Origin of the sequence: Phenylobacterium sp. (assembly GCF_044372605.1) — a bacterium.
Classification (GTDB): Bacteria; Pseudomonadota; Alphaproteobacteria; order Caulobacterales; family Caulobacteraceae; genus Phenylobacterium.
Genome location: NZ_JBILRO010000215.1, coordinates 1 through 6039 on the forward strand (window position 1 = coordinate 1; position 6039 = coordinate 6039).

Sequence of the window (6039 nt, forward strand, 5' to 3'; positions counted from 1 at the left end):
CCAGGCGCCGGCGGACCTTGTAAACACCGCGAAGGCCGATCCGGAGTTGCCGTTCCCGCCATTTCCCATGAAGGTCATGGCGGCGATGACCCGGGCGGTGGCGCCGCCGGCGGTTTCGGCGGGCGTGATGATCTGGTTGGCCTTGCAGGTGACCTCGAACCCGACGCATCCCTTGTCGTCCGCCTTGCTGGCGCAGGCCGGGTGACGGGCCTTGATGCTGTCGCGCCAGCTGACGATCTCCTTGTCGAGGCCGGCATAGGGATCGCCGGAGGCGGCAGTCGGGCCCTCCTTGCTGCAGCCCGCGGTGACGAGCGCAGTGAGGGCGACAAGAAGGAGAGGTCTGATCACGGGCAGCTCCGGGCGTGTGGCCGGAGCGCTTAGCCGAAAGATCGCGGCGGCGGTGTGACCAAATGCCGGAAATGCGAAATTAGTTGGCCGGCGCCGCCGCCGTCATCACCGGGCCGATCTCATCGTGCAGCACGAGGTCGGCATAGCCGTCCAGCTCGGTTTCTTCCCGGTTGACGATCGCCAGCCGCGCGCCGTTGCGCTTCGCCATCACCGGGAAGCCCGCCGCCGGATAGACCACCAGCGATGATCCCAGCACGAGAAAGAGATCGCAGGCCAGCGTCTCGGCCTCGGCCCGCGCCATCGGCCCCAGCGGCATGGCCTGGCCGAAGGAGATGGTCGCGGTCTTGACGATCCCGCTGCACAGCCTGCACGCCGGGAGGTCGCCGGTGGCTTCGTAGAGCGTCTTCAGCTCATCCAGCTCGTGGCGCTCGCTGCAGGCCAGGCAGGTGGCGTAGCTGGCGTTGCCGTGCAGTTCGATCACCTTGTCCGGCGCGATGCCGGAGGCCTGATGCAGGTTGTCGACGTTCTGGGTGATCACCGCACTGGCGCGGCCCTGGGCGATCAGGCGCGAAACCGCCATGTGGCCGGCGTTGGGCTCGCGCCCCACCCAGCCGGCGCGACCGCTGAAGGCGCGGTCCCAGGCTTCGCGGCGGCGATCCTCGCTAGCGACGAAATCCTGGAACTGGATGGGTTTCATCTTGCTCCAGACGCCGCCGGGGCTGCGGAAGTCAGGAATGCCGCTTTCGGTGGAAATGCCCGCGCCGGTGAACACGACGATGCGACGGGCGTCGGCGATCAGGCGCGCGAGGTCGGAGCGGCTGGCGGAGGCGGGATGCGACATGGGGGCGAGGCTAACCCCGAAGGGCGGCCTGCGAAAAGGGGGGATCGGCCCGACCCCCGGTCGGGGGCGCGAAATAGAGTCGGGTCGATCCCTGGACCTTCCCGCGCCCATCGGGGAGGGCGCGGAGAGATCAGGAGGTTAACGTCCTCAACCCCGAACCGTTCCCGACCCGGCGCAATTGTCAGCCGACGATGCGAAACAGCGGCGCGAAGAGCCAGGGCAGCAGATACTGCCGCGCCGCCTGGATCACCAGGATCGCCACGATCGGCGAGATATCGACCCCGCCCAGCGACGGGATGAAGCGCTGGAACGGCGCAAGCACGGGCCGGGTGACCGCGTCCAGAAACCGCACGACGCCGCTGGCGACCGGGTGGCGGATGTTGATCACGTTGAACGCCACCAGCCAGGAGAGGATGGCGCTGGCGATGATGGCGAAGACCAGCAGGCTCAGCAGCCCACTGATCACGTAAAAGATAAATCCTGTCATAGCTCCGCTTCTACCTGCCTTTGTGGCCCTGACAAGGCGACCGTTTCGCCGGCGCACGCAACGCCGCTTGACAGACCCCGCCCCAATAGCCTTATTCCGCCGCTTCCTGGGGCCGTAGCTCAGATGGTAGAGCGCCTCGTTCGCAATGAGGAGGTCAGGGGTTCGATTCCCCTCGGCTCCACCAGGAACCCTTGCATAGCCCTCAGTGCGCGTCGTCCCAGTTGGAGGCGGCGCGGGCTTCCACCACCAGCGGCACCGAGATCGACAGCGCCGGCTCCGCCGCCCGCTCCATGATGCGGCGGGCCACGGCGATGACGGCTTCGGCCTCGGCTTCCGGGGCTTCGAAGACCAGTTCGTCGTGGACCTGCAGCAGCATCCTGGCCGTCAGCCCCTCGGCGCGCAGGGCCTCAGGCATCCTGATCATGGCGCGGCGCATCACGTCGGCGGCGGCGCCCTGGATCGGGGCGTTGATGGCGGCGCGGTCGCCAAAGGCGCGTTCGGCCTGGGAGCGGCCCTGGGCGGCTGGGATATAGACCTTGCGCCCGAAGATGGTGGTGACGAAGCCCTCGGCGCGGACCTGTCGGGTCATGCGATCCATGTAGGTGCGGATGCCGGGGAAGCGCTCGAAATAGGTCTTGATGTAGGCGCCGGCCTCTTCCCTGGGGATCGACAGCTGGTTGGCCAGACCAAAGGCGGAGATACCGTAGACGATACCGAAATTGATGGCCTTGGCCCGGCGGCGGGTTTCGGCGGGCATGCCCTCGATCGGCACGCCGAACATCTCGGAGGCGGTCATGGCGTGGATGTCGAGGCCGTCGGCGAAGGCCTGTTTCAGCTGCGGAATGTCACCGATGTGGGCCAGCAGGCGCAGCTCGATCTGGGAATAGTCGGCGCTGATCAGCACATGGCCCTGATCGGCGATGAAGCACTTCCTGATCTTGCGCCCCTCCTCGGTGCGGATGGGGATGTTCTGCAGGTTGGGATCTGACGAGGCGAGACGCCCGGTGGTGGCCGCGGCCAGCGAGTAGGAGGTGTGCACGCGGTTGGTTTTCGGATCGATCGCGGCGACCAGATTGTCGGTGTACGTACCCTTCAGTTTCGAGAGCTGACGCCAGTCCAGCAGGATGCGTGGCAGTTCATGGCCCTGGGCGGCCAGATCTTCCAGCATGGAGGCGTCGGTGGACTGGGCCCCGGTGGATGTCATCTTGCCAGACGCCAGTCCCATCTCACCGAACAGGATGTCGCCGACCTGTTTGGGACTGCCCAGATTGAAGGGGTGTCCCGCGACGCGATGGGCCTCCAGTTCGAACTCGGCCATGCGGACCGAGAAGTCGTTGGAGAGCTGTCGCAGCCTGTCAGGATCCACGCGGATGCCGGCCAGCTCCATCTCCACCAGCACCCCCGGCATCGGCCGTTCCAGGGTCTCGTAGACCGTCAGCAGATGCTCGTGCGCGAGCCGCGGGCGCAGATGCTCATAGATGCGCAGGGTGACATCGGCGTCCTCGGCGGCGTAGCGCGTCGCGGGCTCCAGCTCGACGTGCTTGAAGCTCTTCTGCGCCTTGCCCGTTCCGGCCACGGTCTTGAAGCTGATCGGCTCGTGGCCCAGCAGGCGGCGCGAGAGCTCATCCATGCCGTGGCTTTTGTGCAGACCGCCTTCGAGGGCGAAGCTGATCAGCATGGTGTCTTCGATGGGTCCGACCTGGATGCCGTAGCGGGCCAGCACGGCCATGTCGTATTTGGCGTTCTGGGCCACCTTCAGCACCGAGGGGTCTTCCAGCAAGGGCTTCAGCCGGGCGATGGCGGCGTCCATCGGGATCTGGGTGAGGTCGGCCGGCGCATCCAGCTGCAGCCCGCCCTCGCCCTCATGCACATGGCCCAGCGGGATGTAGCAGGCCTTGCCCGGCGCAGTGGCCAGCGACACGCCGCAGAGCCCCGCACTGGTGGCGCCCAGGGCGTCCGTCTCGGTATCGAAGGCGATCACGCCGGCGGCCGCAGCCTCGGCGATCCAGCGGTCCAGCGCCGCCAGATCCTGCACGCATTCATAGGCGTTGACATCGACCGCCCCGTGGGCAGGCGCGGCGGGCGCCTTGGTCTCCGGCGCAGGCGTAGCGGCGACGGTGATTCCCGGCCCGGCGTTTGCAGCCTTGCCGTCGCCGATCCGGCGGGCCAGCGTGCGGAATTCCATCTTCTCCAGAAAGGCCGCCAGCACGGCCGGGTCCGGATCATCGACCACCAGAGCCTCCAGCGGTTCCGGAAGGGGCGTGTCGCAGTCGAGCTGCACCAGCTGTCGCGACAGCCGGATCTGGTCGGCGAAGTCGATCAGGGTCTGGCGGCGCTTGTCCTGCTTGATCTCGCCGGCGCGGGCCAGAAGGGTGTCGAGGTCGCCGTATTCGTTGATCAGCGCCGAGGCGGTCTTGATGCCGATACCCGGCGCGCCCGGCACATTATCGACCGAATCGCCGCAAAGAGCCTGCACATCGACGACCTTGTCCGGCGTAACGCCGAACTTCCCGGCGACCTGTTCAATTCCGACCTTCACGTTCTTCATGGCATCGAACATGAAGACCTTCGGGCCGACCAGTTGCATCAGGTCCTTGTCGGAGGAAACGATCACCACCTCGCCGCCCATGTCGCGCACCTTGCAGGCATAGGCCGCGATCAGATCATCGGCCTCATAGCCCGGCAGTTCGATGGCGGGCACGCCGAACGCCAGCGTGGCCTCCCGCACCAGCGGGAACTGCGGCACCAGATCCTCGGGCGGCGGCGGGCGGTGGGCCTTGTACTGATCATAGAGTTTGTTGCGGAACGTCTTCTCCGAGTGATCAAAGATCACCGCCAGATGCGTCGGCGCCTCCGCGGACGTCTTCATGTCCACCAGCAGTTTCCAGATCATGTTGCAGAAGCCGGAGACAGCGCCGATCGGTACGCCGTCGCTCTTGCGCGTCAGCGGCGGCAGGGCATGGAAGGCCCGGAAGATGAAGCCAGAGCCGTCGACCAGATAGAGCCGGATCGCGGCCCCGTCCTGAGGTTCGGCCTTGGCGCCGGCGGATGCAGTTTCGAGAGTGTCGCTCATGTCGACACGATAGGGCGGCACGGGCGCAAGGTCACCCGCTTCGCGAACAGATTGCCGCAACCCGGCGACGGCGCTAGGGCTGGGCCGAGGAGATTTGAATTCCGCATGATTGGTCCAGTGTCGGCATCGCAGGTCACCGTCTGGTACGATGGCGATTGCCCGCTGTGCCGGCGGGAGATCGCCTGGCTGCGGCGACTGGATCGACGTGAGGCCATCGCCTTCGTCAATGTGGCCGAGGGCGCGGCGTGCCCGATCGACCGGTCAACCCTGCTGGCGCGGTTCCATGCCCAGGAGGCGGGTGGACCGATGGTGTCCGGCGCAGCAGCCTTCGCGGCCATGTGGCGGGCGATCCCGGTGTTGCGACCGGTCGGCCTGATGGCGCGCAGCCCGCCGGTGCTCTGGGTGCTTGAGCGGGCCTATCGCGCTTTCCTGCTGATTCGCCCCCGGTTGCAGGCGCTGGCCCGCCGCCTGACAGGACCTGTCGCGGAGGTTCCATGACATTGTTTGCCAGCCTCAAGGCGACCCCGGGCGTGATCCTGATCTACGGCGTTCTGGGTCTTGCCGGGTTTCTGGGCCCGCCTCTGGTCGGCCTGCTGGCGCCGGCCTATGGCGAGTTGGTGCTTAAGCTACTGATCGCCTACGCCGCGCTGATCCTGTCGTTCCTGGGCGGTGCGCGATGGGGTCTTGCGGCGTCCGGCCCGTCGCCGTCGCCGATCACGATCTCGCTGGCGATGCTGCCAACGCTGTTTGCCCTGGCCATCGTAATGCTGCCGATGAGCGCGCGCGTCTGGCAGATCGGAGCCCTGGTCCTGGGCCTGGCGCTGCAGTGGCTGTGGGATGTCCGGGCGCGAGGCCTGCCTGTCTGGTATCCGGGTCTGCGGACCTTGCTGAGCGGCGGCGCGATCGCAGGCCTGGTCGCCGGGGCCCTGTTTCTGCAGACCTGACCCCTGGCTTGTTCGCGCTCGACCCTGAAGCAGGCTAAGACGCCCCGGTGACCGCCTGCGCCCTGACACGCCTGACCCTGACGGACTTCCGGTCCTACGCCACGGCGGAGCTGGCGCTGGACGGGCGGCCTGTCTGGCTGGCGGGACCCAATGGCGCGGGCAAGACCAACCTGCTGGAGGCGGTGAGCTTTCTCATTCCCGGCCGGGGATTGCGCGGCTCGGGGCTGGCGGAGGTTGGCCGCCGGATGCCGGGCGAGACGCATGGACGCGCCTGGGCCGTGGCGGTGACCGTGCGGGCGGGCGACGAGGAGACCCGGCTGGGCACCGGCGTCGAGACCCCCGGCGC

At 67.3% G+C, this 6039-nt stretch carries 7 protein-coding genes and 1 tRNA gene; 4 read left to right on the forward strand and 4 right to left on the reverse strand.

Features of this window, described 5'->3' with window-relative positions:
* The 3 genes from ACIQ42_RS14800 to ACIQ42_RS14810 all read right to left on the reverse strand — a co-directional run.
* Positions 1-348, reverse strand: a 348-nt coding sequence (locus ACIQ42_RS14800) for a hypothetical protein (RefSeq protein ID WP_397423024.1), incomplete at its 3' end; no start/stop codon positions are given.
* A 79-nt stretch (positions 349-427) separates the two neighbouring features.
* A complete protein-coding gene (locus ACIQ42_RS14805) occupies positions 428-1189 on the reverse strand; it encodes an SIR2 family NAD-dependent protein deacylase (RefSeq protein ID WP_397423025.1) in 762 nt (253 codons plus the stop codon).
* Positions 1190-1370: 181 nt separating this feature from the next.
* A complete protein-coding gene (locus tag ACIQ42_RS14810) occupies positions 1371-1676 on the reverse strand; it encodes a YggT family protein (protein WP_397423026.1) in 306 nt (101 codons plus the stop codon).
* Between the two features lie 108 nt (positions 1677-1784).
* Between ACIQ42_RS14810 and ACIQ42_RS14815 the strand changes: the two genes are divergently transcribed.
* Positions 1785-1860: transfer RNA gene (locus ACIQ42_RS14815), tRNA-Ala, on the forward strand.
* A gap of 18 nt (positions 1861-1878) precedes the next feature.
* Here the strand turns inward: ACIQ42_RS14815 and polA are convergent.
* On the reverse strand, positions 1879-4749 hold the full coding sequence (polA, locus tag ACIQ42_RS14820; RefSeq protein WP_397423030.1) for a DNA polymerase I: 2871 nt from the start codon (positions 4747-4749) through the stop codon (positions 1879-1881).
* Between the two features lie 105 nt (positions 4750-4854).
* On the opposite strand from polA, the gene ACIQ42_RS14825 reads away from it, so the two are divergent.
* The 3 genes from ACIQ42_RS14825 to ACIQ42_RS14835 form a co-directional block, all read left to right on the forward strand.
* On the forward strand, positions 4855-5247 hold the full coding sequence (locus tag ACIQ42_RS14825; protein ID WP_397423027.1) for a thiol-disulfide oxidoreductase DCC family protein: 393 nt from the start codon (positions 4855-4857) through the stop codon (positions 5245-5247).
* Positions 5244-5693: a DUF3429 domain-containing protein gene (locus ACIQ42_RS14830; RefSeq protein ID WP_397423028.1), complete on the forward strand. Its 450-nt coding sequence runs from the start codon at positions 5244-5246 to the stop codon at positions 5691-5693. Before ACIQ42_RS14825 ends, ACIQ42_RS14830 begins: the two co-directional genes overlap by 4 nt.
* A gap of 47 nt (positions 5694-5740) precedes the next feature.
* On the forward strand, positions 5741-6039 hold a 299-nt coding region (locus ACIQ42_RS14835; protein ID WP_397423029.1), incomplete at its 3' end, for an AAA family ATPase.

Bases quoted from the DNA above. Each gene is read 5' to 3' on its own strand.
- ACIQ42_RS14805 (WP_397423025.1), bottom strand. From the start codon at position 1,189: ATGTCGCATCCCGCCTCCGCCAGCCGCTCCGACCTCGCGCGCCTGATC.
- ACIQ42_RS14810 (WP_397423026.1), bottom strand. From the start codon at position 1,676: ATGACAGGATTTATCTTTTACGTGATCAGTGGGCTGCTGAGCCTGCTG.
- polA (WP_397423030.1), bottom strand. From the start codon at position 4,749: ATGAGCGACACTCTCGAAACTGCATCCGCCGGCGCCAAGGCCGAACCT.
- ACIQ42_RS14825 (WP_397423027.1), top strand. From the start codon at position 4,855: ATGATTGGTCCAGTGTCGGCATCGCAGGTCACCGTCTGGTACGATGGC.
- ACIQ42_RS14830 (WP_397423028.1), top strand. From the start codon at position 5,244: ATGACATTGTTTGCCAGCCTCAAGGCGACCCCGGGCGTGATCCTGATC.